This is a genomic window from Falsiroseomonas frigidaquae, from assembly GCF_012163145.1.
Classification (GTDB): Bacteria; Pseudomonadota; Alphaproteobacteria; order Acetobacterales; family Acetobacteraceae; genus Falsiroseomonas; species Falsiroseomonas frigidaquae.
Genome location: NZ_JAAVTX010000001.1, coordinates 321,409 through 341,624, shown reverse-complemented (window position 1 = coordinate 341,624; position 20,216 = coordinate 321,409). Strand labels below are relative to the sequence as shown.

At 68.9% G+C, this 20,216-nt stretch carries 18 protein-coding genes; 9 read left to right on the top strand and 9 right to left on the bottom strand.

The annotated features are described in order from the left end of the window. The first annotated feature begins 69 nt into the window (after positions 1–69). Together HB662_RS01660 and HB662_RS01655 are read left to right on the top strand one after the other, a co-directional pair. Complete coding sequence (locus tag HB662_RS01660) at positions 70–558, top strand: Lrp/AsnC family transcriptional regulator (RefSeq protein ID WP_168046478.1); 489 nt, start codon at positions 70–72, stop codon at positions 556–558. 25 nt (positions 559–583) lie between these two features. Then, positions 584–1,924, top strand: a complete 1,341-nt coding sequence (locus HB662_RS01655; RefSeq protein ID WP_168046476.1) for a hypothetical protein — start codon at positions 584–586, stop codon at positions 1,922–1,924. Here HB662_RS01655 and HB662_RS01650 read toward each other — a convergent pair. Next, positions 1,911–2,603 (bottom strand): helix-turn-helix transcriptional regulator, encoded by a 693-nt coding sequence (locus tag HB662_RS01650; RefSeq protein ID WP_168046474.1) that lies wholly within the window; start codon positions 2,601–2,603, stop codon positions 1,911–1,913. The two genes, HB662_RS01655 and HB662_RS01650, sit on opposite strands and share 14 nt — an antisense overlap. 147 nt (positions 2,604–2,750) lie before the next feature. On the opposite strand from HB662_RS01650, the gene HB662_RS28740 reads away from it, so the two are divergent. Then, on the top strand, positions 2,751–4,733 hold the full coding sequence (locus HB662_RS28740; protein WP_209443060.1) for a vWA domain-containing protein: 1,983 nt from the start codon (positions 2,751–2,753) through the stop codon (positions 4,731–4,733). Positions 4,734–4,737: 4 nt separating this feature from the next. Here the strand turns inward: HB662_RS28740 and HB662_RS01640 are convergent, their stop codons facing one another. The 7 genes from HB662_RS01640 to carA form a co-directional block, all read right to left on the bottom strand. Further along, positions 4,738–5,976 carry a threonine ammonia-lyase gene (locus tag HB662_RS01640; protein ID WP_245185374.1) on the bottom strand — a complete coding sequence of 413 codons (1,239 nt, stop codon included), beginning with the start codon at positions 5,974–5,976 and terminating at the stop codon, positions 4,738–4,740. A 2-nt stretch (positions 5,977–5,978) separates the two neighbouring features. Further along, positions 5,979–6,452: a transcription elongation factor GreA gene (gene greA, locus HB662_RS01635; protein WP_168046472.1), complete on the bottom strand. Its 474-nt coding sequence runs from the start codon at positions 6,450–6,452 to the stop codon at positions 5,979–5,981. A gap of 142 nt (positions 6,453–6,594) precedes the next feature. Next, positions 6,595–9,840: a carbamoyl-phosphate synthase large subunit gene (gene carB / locus HB662_RS01630; protein WP_168046470.1), complete on the bottom strand. Its 3,246-nt coding sequence runs from the start codon at positions 9,838–9,840 to the stop codon at positions 6,595–6,597. Position 9,841: 1 nt separating this feature from the next. Beyond that, complete coding sequence (locus HB662_RS01625) at positions 9,842–10,108, bottom strand: hypothetical protein (protein ID WP_168046468.1); 267 nt, start codon at positions 10,106–10,108, stop codon at positions 9,842–9,844. Beyond that, a complete protein-coding gene (locus HB662_RS01620; protein WP_168046466.1) occupies positions 10,105–10,740 on the bottom strand; it encodes a LysE family translocator in 636 nt (211 codons plus the stop codon). The genes HB662_RS01625 and HB662_RS01620 overlap by 4 nt, the downstream gene beginning before the upstream one ends. A gap of 4 nt (positions 10,741–10,744) precedes the next feature. After that, positions 10,745–11,398, bottom strand: a complete 654-nt coding sequence (locus HB662_RS01615; protein WP_168046464.1) for a hypothetical protein — start codon at positions 11,396–11,398, stop codon at positions 10,745–10,747. A 61-nt stretch (positions 11,399–11,459) separates the two neighbouring features. Then, the gene (gene carA / locus HB662_RS01610; protein ID WP_168046462.1) at positions 11,460–12,881 is read right to left on the bottom strand and encodes a glutamine-hydrolyzing carbamoyl-phosphate synthase small subunit; all 1,422 of its coding nucleotides are present in this window, start codon (positions 12,879–12,881) and stop codon (positions 11,460–11,462) included. A 108-nt stretch (positions 12,882–12,989) separates the two neighbouring features. On the opposite strand from carA, the gene HB662_RS01605 reads away from it, so the two are divergent. The 6 genes from HB662_RS01605 to HB662_RS01580 all read left to right on the top strand — a co-directional run bounded on the left by HB662_RS01605 (position 12,990) and on the right by HB662_RS01580 (position 19,295). Further along, positions 12,990–13,454: a GatB/YqeY domain-containing protein gene (locus HB662_RS01605; RefSeq protein ID WP_168046460.1), complete on the top strand. Its 465-nt coding sequence runs from the start codon at positions 12,990–12,992 to the stop codon at positions 13,452–13,454. Between the two features lie 94 nt (positions 13,455–13,548). Further along, positions 13,549–15,417 (top strand): DNA primase, encoded by a 1,869-nt coding sequence (dnaG, locus tag HB662_RS01600; RefSeq protein ID WP_168046458.1) that lies wholly within the window; start codon positions 13,549–13,551, stop codon positions 15,415–15,417. A 245-nt stretch (positions 15,418–15,662) separates the two neighbouring features. Beyond that, complete coding sequence (gene rpoD / locus HB662_RS01595) at positions 15,663–17,585, top strand: RNA polymerase sigma factor RpoD (RefSeq protein ID WP_168046456.1); 1,923 nt, start codon at positions 15,663–15,665, stop codon at positions 17,583–17,585. 3 nt (positions 17,586–17,588) lie between these two features. Continuing rightward, complete coding sequence (locus tag HB662_RS01590; protein WP_168046454.1) at positions 17,589–18,179, top strand: GNAT family N-acetyltransferase; 591 nt, start codon at positions 17,589–17,591, stop codon at positions 18,177–18,179. Continuing rightward, on the top strand, positions 18,169–18,531 hold the full coding sequence (locus HB662_RS01585; protein ID WP_342449420.1) for an ArsR/SmtB family transcription factor: 363 nt from the start codon (positions 18,169–18,171) through the stop codon (positions 18,529–18,531). Before HB662_RS01590 ends, HB662_RS01585 begins: the two co-directional genes overlap by 11 nt. Before the next feature lie 44 nt (positions 18,532–18,575). After that, positions 18,576–19,295, top strand: coding sequence for an SDR family oxidoreductase (locus tag HB662_RS01580; protein WP_168046452.1), 720 nt, complete (start codon positions 18,576–18,578; stop codon positions 19,293–19,295). A 1-nt stretch (position 19,296) separates the two neighbouring features. On the opposite strand, the gene yghU is transcribed toward HB662_RS01580, so the two are convergent. Continuing rightward, positions 19,297–20,178 carry a glutathione-dependent disulfide-bond oxidoreductase gene (gene yghU, locus HB662_RS01575; protein ID WP_168046450.1) on the bottom strand — a complete coding sequence of 294 codons (882 nt, stop codon included), beginning with the start codon at positions 20,176–20,178 and terminating at the stop codon, positions 19,297–19,299. Positions 20,179–20,216 lie beyond the last annotated feature (38 nt).

Genomic DNA, 20,216 nt, shown 5'->3' with positions numbered 1-20,216 from the left:
GCGTCTTGTAGATCGCACAGGTCGAAAGGATATTGCGTCCGAACCCCAGCCCGGGACATGACAGACTAGATGACGGACGCCCTTCCGCCGGATATCGACGAGGTGGACCGCCAGATCCTGGCGGAACTCCAGGCCGATGGCCGGATGACCAATGTGGAACTCGCCCGCCGCGTCGGCCTTTCCGCCCCGCCCTGCCTGCGCCGCGTGCGGCGGCTGGAGGAACAGGGCGTGATCCGCGGCTACCATGCCGATCTCGACCCGCAGGTGCTGGGGTGGGAGATCACCTTCTTCGCCCTGGTGGGGCTGGAGACCCAGAAGCAGACCGTGCTGTCCGCCTTCGAGGCAATGGTCTGCGAATGGCCGGAGGTGCGCGAATGCCACATGATCCGCGGCGGCGGCGACTTCATGCTGCGCCTGGTGGCGCGCGACACGGCGCATGAGAATGCGCTGACCGCCAAGCTGACGGATGCGCCGAACGTGCTGCGCGTGCAGACCCTGCAGACCATCCGCACCACCAAGGACGCCAGCGGCGTGCCGGTGGAGGGCGTGCCGGCTTGAGAATCCGCGGCTTGGGGATGCCGGCGTGAGATCGGCTGGCTGGGGGCGCCTGTTGCGCGCCATCGGCCTCGCCGCCCTTGCGGTCGCCTTCATCGGCCCGGCCCCGGCCAGCGAGCCGCCCGCCCCGGCCGCCTGCCCACCCGGGCTGGTGGAGGGAACCCGGTGCCTGCGCGGCCGCGATGCCAATGGCGCCTGGCTGCTGCTGGCCCGCCCACCGGACTGGCATGGCGGGCTGGTCACCCACATCTTCGGCGGCCCGCGCATGGCCGCCCCCGGCCCCGACACCACCGATGAGGACCTGCTGCGCTACGCGGAATTCCTGCGCGCCGGCTGGGCCTGGGCCTCCACCAGCCGCCGCCGCGCCGGCTTCGGCATCGGCCGCGCGGCCGAGGATACGCTGGCGGTTCGCCGCATCGCCGAACAGCATCTCGGCCCGGTGCGCTTCAGCCTGCTGCATGGGCAATCCTGGGGCGCGGCCGTCGCGGCCAAGGCGATCGAGACGCTGAACGAGCCCGATGCGGAGGGGCGTCGCCCATTCCAGGCGGCGCTGCTGACCTCCGGCGTGCTGGCCGGACCGAGTCGCGCCTATGACATGCGGGTGGATCTGCGCGCAGCCTACCAGGCGATCTGCGGCACCCATCCACGGCCGGATGAGGCGCAATACCCGGTGACGCTCGGCCTGCCGCGCGGCGCGCAGATGGCGCGGGAGGAACTGATGGCCCGCTACCTGGCCTGCACCGGCGCCGACCTGGCGGCGGAAGCGCGCAGCCCGGCGCAGCGCCGGGCGCTGGCCGACCTGTCCGCCGCCAGCCGGATTCCCGAATGGGCCATCCCCGGGCACCTGGCCTGGGCCACCACCCAGTTCGCCGACATCGCCTGGCAGATGATGGAGGGCCGCAGCGCCTTCGGGAACGCCCATGTCCGCTATGCCGGCACGTCGGATGATGCGGGCCTCAACGCCCGCATCCCTCGCATCAGGCCGGATCCGGACGCCGCCGCGCGGCTGGCGGAGGATGGCGACCCGACCGGGCGCATCGCCATTCCCGTGCTGACGCTGCATGGGGTGGAGGACATGACGGTCTTCGTCGAGCACCAGGCCGCCTACCGCGAGACCCTGGCCCGCGCCGGCACCGGTCACCTGCTGGTGCAGGTCTTCACCGAGGAGATGGAGCATTCCAAGCTCTCTGGCCCGATCTACGCCGCCGCCGCCGCCGCGCTGCGCGACTGGGCGGAGCGGCGCCGGCGGCCGACCCCGGCCGATCTGCGTGGCCGCTGCGACACGTTGGCCGGCCCGGCGACGGGGGAATGCCGCATCCTGCCGGACTACCAGCCACAGCCCTGGACCAGCCGCGTCAATCCACGCTGAGGCGAATGGCGCCCCGCAGCGCCGCCTGCAGCAGCGCCTGGTCCCGGGTGCGGGCGCCCAGGCGCCGCCGGGCCGATTTCAGGTGCAGCTCCACGGTGACCGGGGCGATGCCCATGCGGTGCGCGATCTCCTTCGTCCGCAGCCCGGCGGCCAGCCATTCCAGGGCCTCCGCCTCCCGCTCCGACAGCGCCGGGGGCTTGCGCAGCCGGGCTTGCATCAGCCGCAGCGCGAGCGGCAGGCGCGGCCCCATGGCGCGGCGCAGTGCCGCCAGCTCCCGCGGGCGCAATCCGCTGCCGATGTTCCACGCCATGCCGCCGCGCGGTGCCAGCACCAGGGAGAAGCCGGCGCGGAACCCCGCCTCGCCCGCCTCCGCGATCAGGTCCTGCTGCCGCGGCGCCAGATGGCCCAGCCGGTCGAGATGCGCCGCGCCGGTGGCGACGGAGGCGGCGGGATCCAGGCAATGCTCGAAGAACGGGTCGATCGCGGCATAGCCCCGCGCCTGGTAGTGCCGCAGCCAATCCGGCGCGAAGGTCGTCCACAGGCCGGGGGAGGGGGCGCCGAGGTCATACAGGATCAGGCGGTCCAGCCCATGATCGCCGAGAAAGCCCCCGAAGCGCGTCCACGCCTCCGCGTCATCCGGCGTGCGCAGCAGGTCCGGCAGGGCCTCCAGGTCGAGCATGCGTGCCGGTCTCCCCATGGTTTTCCGTAGCTAGCCATAACCTTACCGTAGCGTTCATCTCGGGTGCCAACCGGTCAGGCCAAGCCGGATGGCCGTTCACGCGGCTGTCATGCGGCCGCGGCGGGACCACACCGGAGGACACGCCCGATGCCATTGCGACCGCCACGCCCCTTCGCCAGTACCCTGGCGCTGCTCTGCCTCGCCGCCGCCCCGGCCGCGGCGGAACGGGTGGGCGTGCTGGTCTTCGATGCCTCCGGCTCCATGTGGAACCGGGTCGAGGGCGCGCGCACCCGGATCGAGGTGGCCCGCGACGTGGTGGGGCAGTATTTCACCAGCCGGGATGCGGCGACGCCGCTCGCCGTGCTCGCCTATGGCCACAACCGGCGCGGCGATTGCCGGGATATCGAGGTGATCGCGCCGATGGGCCGCGCCCCGGGTGCCGCGCTGGCCGACCGGCTGCGCCGCCTGGTGCCGCGCGGCATGACGCCGCTGATCGAAAGCCTGCGCCAGGGTCGCGCCCAGGTGCCGGATACGGCGGAGGCGGCGGACATCATCCTGGTGACCGATGGCCTGGAGACCTGCGACGGCGACCCCTGCGCGCTCGCCGCGCAATTCGCCGCGGAGGGCATCAAGATCCGCGCCCATGTGGTGGGCTTCGGCCTGAGCCGGACGGAGGTGCAGGCGCTGTCCTGCATCACCGAACAGACCGGCGGCCGGCTGTTCGAGACCAATTCCGGCGCCGAGCTGGCCGCGGCCCTGCGCGAGGTCAGCGCCACCGTCCCCGCCCCGGCCGTGGCGCCGCCAAGCCCTGAGCCCGCGCGCGAGGCGGCCTTTGACATCGAGGACAAGGCCGAGGCCGGCTTCACCTACCGGATCCGCTGGCGAGGCGAAGCGCGGCATGTGGATTACATGGGCTTCGTACCGCGCGGCGCCGCGCGGGGCGCGACGGGCCCCGGCTACGGCGTGATCGGCGGCACCGGCCAGCGGCCGAACAACCCGGCCGGGCGCCAGGCACCTTCTGAGCCCGGCACATATGACCTGATCATCCGCACCGCGCGCGGCACGGTCATCGCCCGCCAGGCGGTGGAGGTGGTGGCGCCGAATATGGGCTTCGAGCCGGTCGGCTCGGTCGAACCGGGCAGCCGCGTGGTGTTCCAGTTCCGCGGCCCGAACCGGCTGCAGGAACGGGTTGTGATCGCAAGGCCCGGCGATCCGCCGGACCAGTACGGCCCGAGCTGGGCCTTCGCGATGGCCAGCAACGGCCGCCGCGGCCTGCGCGTGCCGGCCGAGCCCGGCGAATACGAGGTGCGCTACATCAACGCCCGCCGGACCGAGGTGATGTTCGCGCGCCGCTTCGGCGTCGGCGTGCCCTTTGCCGATGCGGACACCACGCGCGTCGCGGCACTCGCCGCCCGGGCTGCCGCCGCCACCCGCGCCGCGCCCGCCCAGGACGCCATGCCGGAAGTCGAGGCGACCTTCCGCCTGCCGGATGGCGTGCCGCCCGGCCCGGTCACCTGGTCCGCCGTGCCGCTCGATGCCGACCTGCCGCCCGAGGCCTGGGCGCCGCAGGAGGCCAGCGTGCAGGGGCGTGGCCGCTTCCTGCCCGGCCGCTACCGGGTGACCGCCACCGCGCCCGGCGAGGTGGTGTTCGAGGCGGAGGTCACCATCGCCCCCGGCGGCCCGGCCAGCTTCACCATCCCGGCCGTGCCGGTGGCGGAGGAGCGCCATGGCGCGACGCTGACCGGCCCCTGGCAGGTCTTCCTGATCACGCCGCACAACGTGCCGCAATCGCCCGTGCCGATGCTCGGGCTGCAATTGGCGCGTACGGCGAACGGGCCGGTGACCGGCAGCTGGACCACCCGCGCCGCCCTGCTCGGCGCGCAGCGTGCCGGGGAGACGGGGCCGCTGCAGACCGGCACGCTGGCGGAGGATGGGCTGCTGCGGCTGACCTTCAGCCCGCCGGCGCCTCCGGGTGGCGAATTCATCCTGTCCGTCCGGCCCTATGGCATCGGCTATGCCGGGTCGATGTCCGCGGGCGGGCAGGGGGTGCGGGTGGCGCTATGGCCGGCGGATCACGACCTGCCGGAGCTTGGCCCGCTGCGTACGGCGCTGCACGGGGCGGCGCCGTAAGTCGCTAGCCGCGCCGCACCACGTAGTCGGCGGCCTGCAGAGCGGCGATGATGGCGTTGCCCTGGGTGCCGTCGCGGACCTCCACCATCAGGTACAGCTCGGTGCTCTGCACGGTGGGGGCGCCGAAAAGCTGCTGGTGGTTGACCTCGATGACGTTGCCGCCGAGCGCCGAGATCCGGGCGGCGATGTCGGCCAGCATGCCGGGGCGGTCCGGGATATCGAAATGCAGGCGCAGGATGCGGCCATCGCGCAGTAGCTGGCGCAGCAGCACGTTGGACAGGGCGCGCGCATCGATGTTGCCGCCGCAGATCGGGATGCCGATGTTCTGGCCCGCGAAACGCTCGGGATGCGCCAGCAGCGCGGCGAGGCCGGCGGCGCCGGCGCCTTCCGCGACTACCTTGGCGCCCTCGGCCAGCAGGGCGATGGCCTGTTCGACGCTGCGTTCGGGGGCCAGCAGGACCTCGATCCCCATCCGCTGCAGCCAGGCGAAGGGCACTTCGCCGACATCGCGCACGGCGATGCCCTCCGCCACCGTCGGGCCGCCGACGGAAACGGGCAGGCCGGCCAGGCGCTGGTGCATGGCCGGGTAGCCCTCGACCTCCACGCCGACCACGGTGATGCCGGGCTTGAGTTCGCGCGCGGCGGCGGCGCAGCCGGTCAGCAGTCCGCCGCCGCCGACCGGGACGATCAGCGTGTCGAGCTCGGGGAAATCCTCCAGCATCTCAAGCGCGGCGGTGCCCTGGCCGGCGATGACGGCGACGTCGTCATAGGGGTGGACGAAGGTCAGCCCGTGCCGGAGCGCCAGTTCATGTGCATGCGCCGCGGCTTCCGCCAGGGTTTCCCCATGCAGCACCACGCGGGCGCCCCAGCCCTCGGTGCGCGTCACCTTGGTGGCCGGGGTGAAGCGCGGCATGACGATTGTGGCGGCGATGCCTGCCAGGGATGCATGGCGCGCCACGGCCTGGGCGTGGTTGCCGGCGGACATGGCGATGACGCCTGCCTCCCGCTCCCGCGCCGTCAGCAGGGCGATGCGGTTGGCGGCGCCGCGTTCCTTGAAGGCACCGGTGGCCTGGAGGTTATCCAGCTTGAGGTGGACCCGCGCCCCGGTCGCCCGCGACAGCGCATCCGAATAGATCGTCGGCGTCCGCAGCACGGCGCCGCGGATGCGGGTGGCGGCGGCGCGCACATCCGCGAGCGTGATGGAAGGCGCATCCATCGCCCGCAGGCTTTCGAGCGGTGACATGATCAGACGAAGCGGACGCCGGCGATCTCATACACCTTGGCGCCGCCCGGGGCCGGAACCTCGACGCTGTCGCCGACCTTCTTGCCGATCAGCGCCTTGGCGAGCGGGGAGGAGTTGGAGATCGACCCATTCTTCATGTCGGCTTCGTACTGGCCGACGATCCGGTAGGTCTTCTCCTGCTCCGTCTCCTCATCCACCACGGTGACATGGGCGCCGAACAGCACCTTGTTGCCGCTGAAGCTGGTGGAATCGATGACCTCGACGGAGGGGATGACGGATTCCAGCTCCGCGATGCGGCCCTCGATGAAGGATTGGCGTTCCCGGGCCGCGTGGTATTCGGCGTTTTCGGACAGGTCGCCATGCGCGCGGGCTTCCGCGATGGCGCGGATCACGGCAGGTCGTTCCTCGACCTTGAGCTCACGCAGCTCCTCCGTCAGTCGAGCCAGGCCTTCCGCGGTCATGGGGAACTTCTGCACGTCGCGTCCTTCCTCCGGGCATCCCGCGCCCGGTCCTGCCTTTGGCCCAGTGTCCCGGATGGGGCTGGGTTTTTGCAAGCGGATCGCGGGGCGCGCTGAAACAGGCGAGGCGGGAAAGGGGTGCTGCCCCTTCCCCGCCCGCTCAGAATGAGCGCGTAAAATAGGCCTGGAGCGGCGTTACATCAAGGGTTCCACCCTTCAAGGCCGCGATGGCGTGAACGGCGGCCCGTGCGCCGGCGAGCGTCGTGTAGTGCGGGACGCCGTGCGTCAGGGCGCTGCGGCGGATATCGAAGCTGTCACTGACGGACTGCCCGCCGCTGGCCGTGTTGATCACCAGCTGGATCGCATCCGACTTGATGGCATCCACGCAATGTGGCCGCCCTTCGGCAACCTTGTTGATCACCGTGCAGTCCAGCCCGACATCGCGCAGCCTGGCGGCGGTGCCGCGGGTGGCGAGGATCTTGAAACCCATCTCGATCAGCCGCCGCGCCAGGGTGACGGCGCCGGCCTTGTCGCCATCCTTGACCGAGAGAAAAGCCGTACCCGCTTCCGGCAGCTTCACCCCGGCGCCCATCTGGGATTTCAGGAAGGCCTTCTCGAAGGACAGGTCGAGGCCCATCACCTCGCCGGTCGATTTCATCTCCGGGCCGAGGATGACATCCACATTCGGGAAGCGGTTGAACGGGAAGACCGCTTCCTTGACCGCGACGTGGCGGGAGATGGCGGTATCGTCGAGCCCGAAGGTCTTCAGATGCGCGCCGGCCATGACCAAGGCGCCGATCTTGGCGACGGCGATGCCGGTGGCCTTGGCGACGAAGGGCACGGTGCGGCTGGCGCGGGGATTGACCTCGAGCACGAAGATCTCGCCGTCCTTGACCGCGTATTGCACGTTCATCAGGCCCTTGACCTTCAGGGCCTTGGCCATCGCCTCCGTCTCCGCCTTCAGCTCCGTGATGATGGCGGGCGGCAGGGAATAGGGCGGCAGGGAGCAGGCGCTGTCGCCGGAATGGATGCCGGCTTCCTCGATATGCTCCATGACGCCGGCGACATAGACATCGCCCGTCTCATCCGCGATGCAGTCCACATCGACCTCGATCGCATCGGCCAGGTACTGGTCGATCAGGATCGGGTTGTCGCCGGAAACCTTCACGGCCTCCGCGCCGAAGCGGCGGAGCTGTTCCTTGTTGTAGGCAATTTCCATGGCGCGGCCGCCCAGCACGTAGGAGGGGCGCACCACGACCGGGTAGCCGATGCGCTCGGCCTCGACCAAGGCTTCGTCCAGGGTCCGGGAAATGCCGTTCTGCGGCTGCTTCAGGCCGAGCGACTTCAGCAGCAGCTGGAAGCGCTCGCGGTCCTCGGCGATGTCGATGGCCTCCGCGGAGGTGCCGAGGATCGGGATGCCCGCCTTGTGCAGCGCCTGCGACAGCTTCAGGGGCGTCTGCCCGCCATACTGGACGATGCAGCCCAGAAGCTCGCCGGATTCCTGTTCCTTGCGGCAGATCGCCAGTACGTCCTCAGCCGTCAGCGGCTCGAAATACAGGCGGTCGGAAGTGTCGTAGTCCGTGCTGACCGTCTCGGGGTTGCAGTTGACCATGATGGTCTCGTAGCCGGCATCGCGCAGCGCGTAGCAGGCATGGACGCAGCAATAGTCGAACTCGATGCCCTGGCCGATCCGGTTGGGACCGCCGCCGAGGATGATGATCTTTTTCCGATCTGTCGGGCGGGATTCGCAGGACGGCGCGCCGAAGCCGCCCTCATAGGTCGAGTACATATAGGGCGTGTCGGAGGCGAATTCCGCCGCGCAGGTGTCGATGCGCTTGAACACGGCATGCACGCCCAGCGCGTCGCGCGCCGCGAAGACCTGCGCTTCCGTCTTGCCCGTCAGCTTCGCCAGGCGCGTATCGGCGAAGCCGAGCGCCTTCAGCGCGCGAAAACCGTCGGCGGTCTTCGGCAGGCCCTCGGCCTTCACCTTCTGCTCGGCCTGCACGATCTTCTCGATCTCGCGGATGAACCACGGGTCGAAGCGGCAGGCCTCGTGGATCTCCTCCACGGACATGCCGGCGCGCAGCGCCTGCGCCACCACCAGCGCACGGTCCGGCTTAGGCGTGGCCAGCGAGGTGCGGATGGCGGCGTGGCTGCCATCGCCGGGAACCTCGATCTCATCGAGGCCCGTGAAGCCTGTCTCCAGCCCGCGCAGGCCTTTTTGGAGCGCCTCGGCAAAGCTGCGGCCGATGGCCATGGTCTCGCCGACCGACTTCATGCTGGTGGTCAGCGTCGCCGGCGTGCCGGGGAATTTTTCAAAGGTGAAGCGCGGGATCTTCACCACGACATAGTCGATCGTCGGCTCGAAGCTGGCCGGCGTCACCATGGTGATGTCGTTCTTCAGCTCGTCCAGCGTGTAGCCGACCGCCAGCTTCGCGGCGATCTTGGCGATCGGGAAGCCGGTGGCCTTCGACGCCAGCGCGGAGGAACGCGAGACGCGTGGATTCATCTCGATGACCACCATGCGGCCATCGACGGGGTTGATGCCGAACTGCACGTTGGAGCCACCGGTATCGACGCCGATCTCCCGCAGGCACGCGATGCTGGCATCGCGCATCCGCTGGTATTCCTTGTCCGTCAGCGTCAGCGCCGGGGCGATGGTCACAGAGTCGCCGGTATGCACGCCCATCTGGTCCAGGTTCTCGATGGAGCAGATGATGATGCAGTTGTCCGCGCTGTCGCGGACCACCTCCATCTCATACTCCTTCCAGCCCAGCACGCTTTCCTCGACCAGCACCTCGGTGGTCATGGAGGCGGACAGGCCGGCGGCGACGATCTGCTCGAATTCCTCGCGGTTGTAGGCGATGCCGCCACCGGTGCCGCCGAGGGTGAAGCTCGGCCGGATGACGCAGGGCAGGCCGACTTCCTCGAGGCCCTTGCGGGCTTCCTCCATCGAATGGGCGATGGCGGATTTCGGGCTCTCGATGCCGATCTTGGACATGGCATCGCGGAACTTCAGCCGGTCCTCGGCCTTGTCGATGACATCCGCCTTGGCGCCGATCAGCTCGCAGCCGTACTTCTTCAGCACGCCCGCGGCATCCAGCTTCAGCGCGGTGTTCAGCGCGGTCTGGCCGCCCATGGTGGGCAGCAGCGCGTCCGGGCGTTCCTTGGCGATGATCTTCTCGACCATCTCCACCGTGATCGGCTCGATATAGGTGGCATCCGCCAGGCCCGGATCGGTCATGATCGTGGCGGGGTTGGAGTTCACCAGGATCACCCGATAGCCTTCGGATCGCAGTGCCTTGCAGGCCTGGGCGCCGGAATAGTCGAACTCGCAGGCCTGGCCGATGACGATCGGGCCGGCGCCGATGATCAGGATGGATTTGATGTCGGTGCGCTTCGGCATGTCAGGCTCCGGTCGAGTTGGATTGGCGCCGCGCGCTCAGCAGCAGCAGCGGCAGGATCAGCAGGTGGGGGATGCCCCAGAAATACAGGGCGAGGGGTGCTTCCTCCCCCAGCATCAATGTCGTCGCGCCATGCAGCACCACGGACAGCGCGAAGGCGCCGAGCGCCGCCCGCATCGGTGACATCAGCCGCCGCAGCGAGGATGCGACGGTGAAAAGGATCAGGCCCGAATAGGCCAGGGCGAACAGCCCGAAGGCAAAGGGCATCATGTGGCGCGGCTTTCCGTGGCGAGCTTCACCGCCAGCAATGCCAGCGCGCCGCCGAGCACCCAGCGCTGCACCGCCATCCAGGTCGGGTTGGCGCCGAGGAAGCGCGCCGCGCCCGCCGCGCCCCAGACCAGCACCGCGTCCCAGGCCATGCAGATGGCGATCTGCACGAAGCCGAGGATCGCGGCCTGCAGGAACAGATTTCCTCGAGCTGGATCGAGGAAGGGCGGCAGCACGGCCATGTAGAACAGCGCCACCTTCGGGTTCAGCGCCGCGGTGGCGAAGCCGACCCAGAACAGCCGCGCGCGCGGTTCGCGCGGCATCGGCCGGGCGGCAAAGATAGGCTGCCCGCCGGGCCGCACGCTCTGCCAGGCGAGATAGAGCAGGTACGCCGCCCCGCCGAGCCGCAGCACGTCCCAGGCATAGGGCACCGCCAGCAGCGCCGCGGTGATGCCGGCGGCGGCGCAGACCATGATGGTGAAGGAGCCGAACTGGCAGCCGACCAGCGAAACCATGCCCGCCCCGGTGCCCTGCGCGAGCGACCGCGAGATCAGGTACAGCATGTTCGGCCCCGGCGTGACAGCGAGGCCGAGCGAGAGTGCGGCGAAGATCAGCAGGGTGTCGAGGGAGGGCATGCTATTACATTAGTGACTTCACGAGTGTCTCGACTGCTACGATTGCGCGCTCGACGTATACGGCCAGCGCATGAGGCCCCAGTTTCAGAAGTAGCCAAGTCAGCAGACCGCCAGCGCCGATAAAAAGGCGTAATTCGCCGATTCTAATAAAGCCCGTTTTAATGCGGGTTAAGAGGCTACTGATCTCAGCGCTAGAGACCGATGTTTCCTCGGAATTCAGCGGTAGATCATTTGGGCGCGTCTGCAGTTTCTCTAGCACCTCATCGAGGGCATTGGTCGCCTCATCCCGAACAGCCGAATTATCGGTAAGACGAACGACTCTATCGGATGCCGGAATTTGAAGATCTGCCTCAAGCGTATCCGCACCATCTGGCAGCAGAAAAAATTGTTCCCCAGCAAAAAAGCCTTCAGGAGATAAGATGATATCGCCGTCACGATCAAAAGTGACCAGTTTCTTATCATGAAGTTTTCCTATGACTCGATCAATAGTTCGAATTAAGGTTGATGCAAAGGCGGCGGGAATGGGTTTATCGTTTAGCTCTGCTAGTCGTTGTTCATGAATTCTTGCGCGCACAACGAAGAATGCTTCGGGCTGATTGTGGAAATGGGAGAAAATTATCTTGAAAATTCGTTCCTCATCCCGGGCAGCATCCGCCATTTCTCTATACGTAGCCATCGTGGGTGCTCGGCCTATCCTGCGTGTGCCCCGAGCTTAACCGTTACAAGCATGCGCTACCATTGCACTGGTCAACCGCCTTGCTGGTCTCGATCATCCCCACGAAGCGCCGGAACAGATGATGGCTGTCCGTCGGCCCCGGGCTCGCCTCCGGGTGGTACTGCACCGAGAACGCCGGCTTCGTGCTGCTGGCGATGCCCTCGTTGCTGCCGTCGAACAGGCTGCGATGCGTCACCGTCACGCCATCCGGCAGGCTCGCATCATCTACCGCGAAGCCGTGGTTCTGGCTGGTGATCTCCACCTTGCCCGTCGCCAGTTCCTTCACCGGCTGGTTGGCGCCGCGATGGCCGCGATCGAGCTTGTAGGTCTTGGCGCCCAGGGCGAGCGCCAGGAGCTGGTGGCCTAGGCAGATGCCGAAGACGGGCAGGCCGGTGTCCAGCACGCCCTGGATGGCCGGCACCGCATAGGCACCCGTTGCCGCCGGGTCGCCCGGGCCATTGGACAGGAAGACGCCATCCGGCTTGTGGGCCAGGATGTCTTCTGCCGTGGCGGTCGCCGGCACCACCGTCACGGCGCAGCCGGCCGCCGCCAGGCAGCGCAGGATGTTGCGCTTGGCGCCGTAATCCACCGCGACCACCTTGTACTTCGGCGCGGTCTGGGTGGCGTAGCCCTGGCCCCAGGCCCATTCGGCCTCGTCCCAGCTATAGGATTGCCGGGTCGAGACCTCCTTTGCCAGGTCCATCCCCTCCAGCCCCGGCCAGGCCTTCGCCTGCGCCACCAGCGCCGGGATATCGAACTTCCCGTCCGCCGGATGCGCCAGCACGCCATTCGGGGCGCCGCCATCGCGGATGCGGACCGTCAGCGCGCGTGTGTCGATGCCGGCGATGCCCGGCACGCCATGCGACTTCAGCCAATCATCCAGGTGCCGCGTGGCCCGGTAGTTGGATGGCTCGGTCAGGTCCTGCTTGACGATCAGGCCGCGCGCGGCGGGGGTGGTCGCCTCGATATCCTCGGCATTGGCGCCGACATTGCCGATATGCGGGAAGGTGAAGCAGATGGTCTGCCCGGCATAGGAGGGATCGGTCAGCACCTCCTGGTAGCCGGTCATCGAGGTGTTGAAGCAGATCTCCGCCACGGTGGTGGTCTGGGCGCCAAAGCCGCGGCCCCAGAAGACGCTGCCATCGGCCAGCACCAGGGCGGCAGTGGCGCCTGGGGGAGGGGTCTGGGCAGTCTGCGTCTGGCTCACGGGGCGGTTCTCCGGATGCGGGGCGGGGCGGGGGGTGCTATCGCCTTGCGGCAGGTCGGTGAGGCTGAGGCCGGTGGCGGCGAGGATGGCGGACCAGTGCTTGGATGGCACCGCCCGCGACTGGCGCCATTTCCGCACGGCCTCGGTGCCGATGCCGAGGCGCTGCGCCGCGGCCTCCGGCCCGCCCATCAGGGCGATGATCTCTTCGACGGTTCGCATGGCCTCGCTATGTGGGAATTTTCTTCCCAAGCCAAGCATAATCCGCGGCCGGGAAGATTTTTCCCAGGCGCCGCCCCATGCTACAGCATCCGGACAAGGAGAACCCTCATGGCCGATGATCTTCGCACCCGTTTTACCGCTGAACTGAAGACCGCGATGCTGGCCAAGGATGCGGCCCGCACCTCCGGCCTCCGCATGATCACCGCCAAGCTGAAGGACGCTGACATCGCCGCCCGCCCCTCCGGCGTGGAGAAGGTGCCGGACGACCAGATCATCTCCATGCTGCGCGGCATGGTGAAGTCCCGCGCCGAGAGCGCCGCCATGTACCGCCAGGGCAACCGCCCGGAGCTGGCGGAGAAGGAGGAGGCGGAGATCGCCATCATCGAATCCTTCCTGCCGCAGCAGATGGATGAGGCCGCGATGCAGGAAGCGGTGCGGGATGCGGTGGCCGAATCCGGCGCCCAGAACATCAAGGACATGGGCAAGGTGATGGCCGTGCTGCGCGCCAAGCACGCCGCCAGCCTGGACATGGCCAAGGCCGGGCCGCTGGTGAAGGCGGCACTCGGCGGCTGATCCGCCGCGAGGACGCGAAGAAGCAGCGCGGTGCGAAGAAATCGCACCGCGCCCATTCTCCCGACCGGGTCCGGTGCTAATAGGGGCGGCACCCATGGCACTGCCCCCCAACTTCCTCGAGGAGCTGCGTGCGCGGACTCCGCTGGCACCGCTGATCCAGCGGAAGACGCGGCTGACCAAATCCGGGCGGAACTGGAAGGGCTGCTGCCCCTTCCACGGGGAGAAGACCCCCTCCTTCTACGTCTATGACGACCATTTCCACTGCTTCGGCTGCGGCGCGCATGGCGATGCCATCAGCTTCGTCATGCGGGCGGAAGGCCAGGGATTTCCGGAAGCGGTGGAACGCTTGGCGGCCGAGGCCGGCATGCAGGTTCCGCAGGCGACGCCGGAAGCCGCCGCCCGGGAACGCCGCGCACGGGATCTGTACGGCGTGCTGGAAGCTGCCGAGGCCGCCTTCCGCCGCCGCCTGCGCCTGCCGGAGGGCGCGCAGGCGCTCGCCTACCTGAAGCGCCGCGGGCTGAGCGATGACACCATCGCCGGCTTCGGCCTGGGCTGGTCCGGCGGCGGCCGCGGCGTGCTGGCGGCGGAGCTGAAGGCGGAGGGCATCAGCCCGGGCCAGCTCGCCGAGGCCGGCCTGGTGCGGGAAAGGGAGGACGGCGAAGGGTTCTCCGACCTTTACTTCAACCGCGTGATCTTCCCGATCCGCGACCGGCGCGGGCGCGTGATCTCCTTCGGTGGGCGCATCCTGGGGGAGGGCCAGCCGAAATACGTCAACGGGCCGGAGACCAGCCTGTTCTCCAAGCGCCGCAACCTCTACGGCCTGGACCTGGCGCGCGAAGGCGCCTTCCGCGGCGCGCCTGTGGTGGTGGTGGAGGGCTATATGGACGTCATCGCCCTGCACCAGGCCGGCTTCACCGGCGCCGTCGCCCCGCTCGGCACCGCGCTGACGGCGGAGCAGATGGAGGAGCTGTGGCGCCTGACGCCGGAGCCGGTGCTGTGCTTCGACGGCGACGCCGCCGGCGGCCGTGCCGCGGCCAAGGCGGCGGAGGCGGCGCTGCCGCTGCTGACCACGGAACGCAGCCTGAAGCTGGCCACCCTGCCGGCCGGAGAGGACCCGGACACGCTGGTCACCCGCAGCGGCCCGGCCGGCTTCACCGCGGTGCTGGACGGCGCGCGGCCGCTGTCGGAGGCGCTGTACGCCCTGCTGACCGAAGGCCGCCCCGCCACCACGCCGGAACAGCGCGCCGCGCTGCGCAACCGGCTGGCCGCGGTGGCCAACGCCATCCCGGACAAGTCGCTGGCGGCGGAGTATCGGCGCAGCCTGCTGGACCGCTTCTTCGCGTCCACCCGCGCCCAGCCCGGCGGGCGCGGCGCGCAGAATGGCGGGATGGGCCGCAAGCCGATGCCCGCCCCGCGCGCCCGCCCGGCGATCACGCGGGAGCGGACGCGCACGGAACAGGCCTCGACGCTGATGGCCCTCACGCTGCGCCATCCCTGGCTGCTGGGGGAGGTGGAGGAATGCTTCGCCGCGGTCGACCTCGGCGATCCTGTGCTGGGCCGCTGCCGGGACGCGGTGCTGGCCTGGCTGGCGGAGGGGCATGAACTTGACTCAACCCGCCTGATGGACCAACTCGCCGGCAGAGGGATGGCGGAGCTTGCAACCGGCCTGCTGCGAGGCGCCGGGGTGCCGGAAGCCGCCTCCGTCGATGCCCAGCCGAAGGACGCGCTGGACGCTTGGTGGCACTTCTACGGCCTGCTGCGCGGCAGGGCGGAGTTGGAGGAGGATCAGGCCCGGGAGGGGCGTGCCTGGGTCGAGGCGACCGACCCGGTCGCCCAGGCCCGCGCCCAGCAGCGCATCATCCGGCTGACGATGCTGCTGGAAGCGCAGCACCGGGGAGAGATGGCGGAGGATGCGGCCGGCGCGGCCGGCCTTCAGGACGAGCAGGCCATGGGCGGGCATTGAGCGGGCAGGGCCATGGATTGCACTTTGCGGGCAGGTCATGGATTGCACTGGCGGGCGCGCCTTGGATTGCACGGGCGGGCGCGCCTTGGGTTGCACTGGCGGGCGCGCCGTGGGTTGCACTGGGCAAGGTGGGCCATGGGTTGGCGCTGAGCGGGCGTAGTGGCGCAGGAACGGGCGAATTCGCGCGGGCAGGTCGGGGCAAAAGCCCGGTCTTGCCAGGGCGCCGTTGACGGAGCGGAAAAGGCATGGCGAGCAAGGCCGCGAATGGCGCCGACACGGCAGAAGGACGCGACGAGGCGGTGGAAGGCGTGCTGCTCGATACCCTGACGGCTGCGGTCAAGAAGCTGATCGCCCGCGGCAAGGAACGCGGCTACGTCACCTATGATGAACTGAACGCCGCGCTGCCCTCCGAACAGGTGTCCTCCGAGTTGATCGAGGACACGATGGCGACGCTCAATGAGCTCGGCATCAATGTCGTGGAATCCGAGGAGAGCGAAGACGGCGAGGCCAGCGCCGAGAAGCCGGCCGCCAAATCCGACGACGACGAGAAGGATGAGGAGGAAGGCGGCGGCAATGTCGATGAGGCCAATCTCGGCCGCACCGACGACCCGGTCCGCATGTACCTGCGCGAGATGGGCAGCGTCGAGCTGCTGTCCCGCGAGGGCGAGATCGCCATTGCCAAGCGGATCGAGGCCGGGCGGGACATGATGATCGGCGGGCTCTGCGAGAGCCCGCTGACCTTCAAGGCGATCGTCGCCTGGCATGAGGCGGTCAAGGAAGGCCGCATGCTTCTCCGGGACGTCATCGACCTGGAGGCGACCGCTGGCGCCAATACGCCCGAGGGCACGCCGCCGCCCGAGGAAGAATATGAGGAAGGCGACGAGGCGGCCGAGGGCGTTGGCCTTTCGCTCTCCGCACTTGAGGAAAAGCTGAAGCCGGAAGCCCTGGTCGCCTTCGAGCAGATCGAGAGCCTGTTCGGCAAGCTGCAGAAGCTGTCGTCCAAGCGGATGGATGCCTATACCTCGGGCGGCGAGAATTCCCAGCGCTCCGAGAAGACCTATGAGAAGCAGCGCCAGGAGCTGGTGGCGCTGGTGGAGAAGGTGCATCTCCACAACAACCGGATCGAGGAGCTGGTCGACCAGCTCAAGGGCCTGAACCGCCGCCAGACCACGCTTGAAGGCCAGGTTCTCAGGCTCGCCGAGGCCCAGAAGGTCAAGCGCGAGGAATTCCTCGAACAGTGGCGCGGCAGCGAGCTGGATCCGGGCTGGTTCGAGCGCATCAGCAAGCTGCAGACGCGCGGCTGGAAGACCTTCGTCGCGCGGTCCAAGGACGATGCCGAGGCGATCCGCGCCGAGATCGCGCGGGTGGCCGCCGATACCGGCCTGCCGGTGCCGGATTTCCGGCGCGTCTACCAGACCGTCTCGCGCGGCGAGCGGGACATGACGCAGGCGAAGAAGGAGATGATCGAGGCCAACCTCCGCCTCGTCATCTCCATCGCCAAGAAATACACCAATCGCGGCCTGCAATTCCTGGACCTGATCCAGGAGGGCAATATCGGCCTGATGAAGGCGGTCGATAAGTTCGAGTACCGCCGCGGCTACAAGTTCTCCACCTATGCCACCTGGTGGATCCGGCAGGCCATCACGCGCTCCATCGCCGACCAGGCGCGGACCATCCGCATCCCGGTCCATATGATCGAGACGATCAACAAGCTGGTCCGCACGTCCCGCCAGATGCTGCACGAGATCGGCCGCGAACCGACGCCGGAGGAGCTGGCCGAGAAGCTCGGCATGCCGCTGGAGAAGGTCCGCAAGGTCCTGAAGATTGCGAAGGAGCCGATCTCGCTCGAGACGCCGATCGGCGACGAGGAGGACAGCCACCTCGGCGATTTCATCGAGGACAAGAACGCCATCATCCCGCTGGATGCCGCGATCCAGTCCAACCTGCGCGAGGCCACCACGCGCGTGCTGTCCAGCCTGACGCCGCGCGAGGAACGGGTGCTGCGGATGCGCTTCGGCATCGGCATGAATACCGACCACACGCTGGAGGAAGTCGGCCAGCAGTTCAACGTCACCCGCGAGCGCATCCGCCAGATCGAGGCGAAGGCGCTGCGCAAGCTGAAACACCCCAGCCGCAGCCGCAAGCTGCGCAGCTTCCTGGATAATTGACCCATGGCGACGGCGGCGCGCACCGGCATCCGTGAACCGGTGCAGCGGATCGAGGTGGATGTCACCTTCCTCCGCATGGATGCGCCGCCCACCGGCACGCAGCCTGATTTTCCCCCGGGATGCAGCGTGGTGCGGCTGGCGCGCTGTTCCGTGCCCTTCTACCGCTACCTGTATGACACGGTCGGCCGCGACTATGTCTGGTGGCTGCGCCGGACCGTGCCGGATGCGGAGATCGCGGCGCTGCTGGCCCGGCCCGAGATCTCCATCCATGTGCTTTACCAGGGCGGGGAGCCGGCGGGCTTCTATGAACTGGAACGGCGCGGCGCCGAACACGGCACCAACCTGGCCTATTTCGGCCTGATGCCGCATGCCATCGGCCGCGGCGCCGGCCGCGCCCTGCTGCGCCACGCCATCGACAGCGCCTGGGCGGAAAGCCCCCGCCTGCTGACGGTGAACACCTGCACCGCCGACCACCCGCGCGCGCTGCCGAACTATGTCGAGGCCGGCTTCCGCATCATGCGGACGCTGCGGGAATTGTGGCCGGTGCCGCTGCGCCTCGGCCTGCCGATCCCGGAGCGGCTGCGTGCCGGCTGAACGGGCGGCACCGCAGCCGATGCCGGTGACCCCGGCGATGTCCGAGGACGCGCTGCAGACCCTGCAGGCCAAGGCGGAGGAGGCGGCCCGGCTGCTCGGCGCCCTGGCGCATGGTAAGCGGCTGATGGCGCTGTGCCACCTGGTCGAGGGTGAGAAATCCGTCGGCCAGCTTGCCGCGCTGGTCGGGCTGTCCCCCACCGCGCTGTCGCAGCACCTGGCGCGGATGCGCGACCTGCGGCTGGTGGAGACGCGGCGCGAGGGCCAGACCATCCATTACCGGCTGGCGAGCCCGGAGGTGGAGGCGGTGCTGGAGACGCTGTACCGCCTGTACTGCGCGCCGAAAGCCAACTGAACCGCGAAAGGGCCTGCCCGTTGCAGTGGCAGGAGGATCCCCCGATGACGGCTTCGAGAAAGGTGGCGCTGGTGACCGGCGCGGCGCGCGGCATCGGCCTGGCGGTTGCGGCGCGGCTGGCGGCCGATGGCTGGGCGGTGGTCGCCGCCGACCGCGACGGCCCGGCGCCGGACCTGCCCGTTCGCTTCGTGCAGGCGGATGTGTCGGATGAGGCGGCGGTGGCCGCCCTGGTGCAGGGCATCGCGCAGCAGGAGGGCCGGCTGGATGCGCTGGTCTCCAATGCCGGCTTCATGATCCGCAAGCCGGTCGGGCAGCTCAGCCTGGCCGAATGGTCTGCCGTGCTCGCCACCAACCTGACCGCAACCTTCCTGCTGGTGCGCGCGGCGGAGGCGATGCTGCGCGCGGCGCGCGGTTCCTTGGTAACCATGGCCTCCACCCGCGCGCATCAGTCGGAGCCGGATACGGAAAGCTATGCGGCATCCAAGGGCGGGCTGCTGGCGCTGACCCATGCGCTGGCGGTGAGCCTGGGGCCGGATGTGCGGGCCAATACCGTCAGCCCCGGCTGGATCGACACGCGGCCCGACCCTGGGGGCGACCCCCTGCGGCCGGAGGACCATGCCCAGCACCCGGCCGGGCGTGTCGGCCGGGTGGAGGATGTGGCGGCCCTGGTGGCCTGGCTGGTCGGGCCGGAGAGCGGCTTCGTCACCGGCGCCGAATTCGTCACCGATGGCGGGATGACGCGGAAGATGATCTACGCCGAATAGGTCACTCGGCCGCCGGCGCCAGCTTGTCCTGCGTCTTCGTCTCGAAGTCGCTGGCATCGTGGCGTTCATGCAGCTGGCTGGAGGGCACGCCGCTGACGCGGTTGACCATGCGGCCGCGCTGCACCGCCGGGCGGGCGCCGATGCTGTCGTTCCAGCGACGCAGGTTCTTGTACTCCTCCACCTGCAGGAATTCCGCTGCCGCGCCGTAGAGCCAGCCATTCTGCAGCCCGCCATACCAGGGCCAGACGGCGATATCGGCGATGGTATAGTCCGGGCCGGCCAGGAACTCGCTCTCGGCCAGGCGGCGGTCCAGCACATCCAGCTGGCGCTTCACCTCCATGGAGAAGCGGTCGATCGGGTATTCCATCTTGGACGGCGCATAGGCGTAGAAATGCCCGAAGCCGCCGCCGAGATAGGGCGCGCTGCCCATCTGCCAGAACAGCCAGGACAGGCATTCGGCGCGCGGCGCCGGGTCCTTCGGCAGGAAGGCGCCGAACTTCTCGGCCAGGTGCACCAGGATGGCGCCGGATTCGAAGACGCGGATCGGCGCCGGGCCGCTGCGGTCCAGCAGCGCCGGGATCTTGGAGTTCGGGTTGACGCCGACGAAGCCGCTGCCGAACTGGTCACCCTCGCCAATGCGGATCAGCCAGGCATCGTATTCGGCGCCCTTGTGGCCCGCCGCCAGCAGCTCCTCCAGCATCACAGTCACCTTCACGCCGTTCGGCGTGGCCAGCGAGTAGAGCTGCAGCGGGTGCTTGCCGACGGGCAGTTCCTTGTCATGCGTCGGGCCGGCGACGGGGCGGTTGATGTTGGCGAAGCGGCCGCCATTGGCCTTGTTCCAGGTCCAGATCTTCGGGGGCGTGTAGTCCGGGGCATCGCTCATGCGTCAGGCTCCTGCCATTCCAGCAGCGTTAGGTGAGC

Excerpts from the sequence above, each read along its gene's own strand:
- HB662_RS01660 (WP_168046478.1), top strand. The coding sequence starts at position 70 with ATGACGGACGCCCTTCCGCCGGATATCGACGAGGTGGACCGCCAGATC.
- HB662_RS01650 (WP_168046474.1), bottom strand. The coding sequence starts at position 2,603 with ATGCTCGACCTGGAGGCCCTGCCGGACCTGCTGCGCACGCCGGATGAC.
- HB662_RS28740 (WP_209443060.1), top strand. The coding sequence starts at position 2,751 with ATGCCATTGCGACCGCCACGCCCCTTCGCCAGTACCCTGGCGCTGCTC.
- HB662_RS01640 (WP_245185374.1), bottom strand. The coding sequence starts at position 5,976 with ATGTCACCGCTCGAAAGCCTGCGGGCGATGGATGCGCCTTCCATCACG.
- carB (WP_168046470.1), bottom strand. The coding sequence starts at position 9,840 with ATGCCGAAGCGCACCGACATCAAATCCATCCTGATCATCGGCGCCGGC.
- HB662_RS01625 (WP_168046468.1), bottom strand. The coding sequence starts at position 10,108 with ATGATGCCCTTTGCCTTCGGGCTGTTCGCCCTGGCCTATTCGGGCCTG.
- HB662_RS01620 (WP_168046466.1), bottom strand. The coding sequence starts at position 10,740 with ATGCCCTCCCTCGACACCCTGCTGATCTTCGCCGCACTCTCGCTCGGC.
- HB662_RS01615 (WP_168046464.1), bottom strand. The coding sequence starts at position 11,398 with ATGGCGGATGCTGCCCGGGATGAGGAACGAATTTTCAAGATAATTTTC.
- carA (WP_168046462.1), bottom strand. The coding sequence starts at position 12,881 with ATGCGAACCGTCGAAGAGATCATCGCCCTGATGGGCGGGCCGGAGGCC.
- HB662_RS01605 (WP_168046460.1), top strand. The coding sequence starts at position 12,990 with ATGGCCGATGATCTTCGCACCCGTTTTACCGCTGAACTGAAGACCGCG.
- dnaG (WP_168046458.1), top strand. The coding sequence starts at position 13,549 with ATGGCACTGCCCCCCAACTTCCTCGAGGAGCTGCGTGCGCGGACTCCG.
- rpoD (WP_168046456.1), top strand. The coding sequence starts at position 15,663 with ATGGCGAGCAAGGCCGCGAATGGCGCCGACACGGCAGAAGGACGCGAC.
- HB662_RS01590 (WP_168046454.1), top strand. The coding sequence starts at position 17,589 with ATGGCGACGGCGGCGCGCACCGGCATCCGTGAACCGGTGCAGCGGATC.
- HB662_RS01580 (WP_168046452.1), top strand. The coding sequence starts at position 18,576 with ATGACGGCTTCGAGAAAGGTGGCGCTGGTGACCGGCGCGGCGCGCGGC.
- yghU (WP_168046450.1), bottom strand. The coding sequence starts at position 20,178 with ATGAGCGATGCCCCGGACTACACGCCCCCGAAGATCTGGACCTGGAAC.